Here is a 1,216-nt window from a genome sequence, read left to right on the forward strand (position 1 = left end):
GTTTCCTCTTTTACTTATTTTCCTTTGTTCTGCTTTAAAGTTTCCTGATTCATATGGCGGTGCGTCTATTCCAATAAAAGATATTAGGCTTTTTTTGTTTTTAAATTTTGATAGGTTTCCAAATTCTGCTACTATTTGTACTGCTAATTTTTCTGATATGCCTGAGAATTTTTTTACTTCTTGATATTCTTCTAAGGGCTCGGATATTTCTATCATTTGTGATAAAATGCTATTTAGAATCTGATTTATTTGTTTTATCAGGTTTATTCCTTCTCTTATATTTGTTTCTATTTTTGAGTTATGGGAAGGTTGTGTTGAGATACTATCCTCTGCTAATTTGTAAATGGATTTTGCTTTGTTTGCATTTGGATGGTATCTCTTTTCTTTTGCCCATCTTTTATATTCTTCTACAAATTCTTCTTCTGTTTTTTCTAATACTAGGTCTTTATGCCACCATTTTTTTTAAAAGTCTAATAGTTTGTCTTTTGAAAAGTCTCCTGAATTATGTGGAATTAGTGTTTTTATGCCTGGAAATGTTTGATGTGTTATTTGATCTACGTAGTTCATTTGGTTGATTCTTAGCTCCATGTAATGTTGGTAGCTTCTGTTTAATTCTTTTAAAACTCTGTAGTTTTCTTCATCTACCTTGTATTCTTCTAATTCTTTCCAATACATTAGTCCATATTCTGCTATTTGTTTTGCGTCTATGTTATCATTTTTTGCTTTTCTAAAGTTTAAGGCTCGGCAAAATTGTTTCATCTTTAATGGGTTTATTACTGCTACAAAGTAGCCTCTTTCTTTTAATTCATAAAGTATTGGTAGATGATATTTTCCTGTTGCTTCCATCGTTATTTTTACTTCTTTTAATTTTTCTAGTTTCTTTAATAATTCTTCGACTTTACTTTTGTTTAGGTAAACATCAAATGGTTTCCAGATTATTTTGCTTCCTTGTTCTAATGCACAAACTGTAATTTTATCCTTTGATATGTCTATTCCTACAGATATCATGGTTTTCCTTCTTTCTTTTTTCTTTTGTAGTTTCTACCTGCACCATTACACTCATTTTAGCTTGTGACACGGACGTTTTGCCCAACCTGCTTAACCGAATATGAATAATGAAGAGGTGGTTGACAGTTTTTATGTCGGATGTTTTAACCCTAAAAGAGACTCGTCATACTACTTCTTCATTATACAAAAATAGTGCAAGATAGGAATT

The 1,216-nt window shown here is 30.6% G+C and carries 1 pseudogene; it reads right to left on the minus strand.

Annotation, left to right across the window (positions count from 1 at the left end):
- Positions 1-1,008 (minus strand): annotated as a pseudogene (locus ACQRC6_RS09750) (IS110 family transposase); the annotation flags it as partial.
- Between the last annotated feature and the right edge of the window lie 208 nt (positions 1,009-1,216).

Origin of the sequence: Peptoniphilus sp. SGI.035, assembly GCF_050315115.1 — a bacterium.
Lineage (GTDB): Bacteria > Bacillota > Clostridia > Tissierellales > Peptoniphilaceae > Peptoniphilus_A.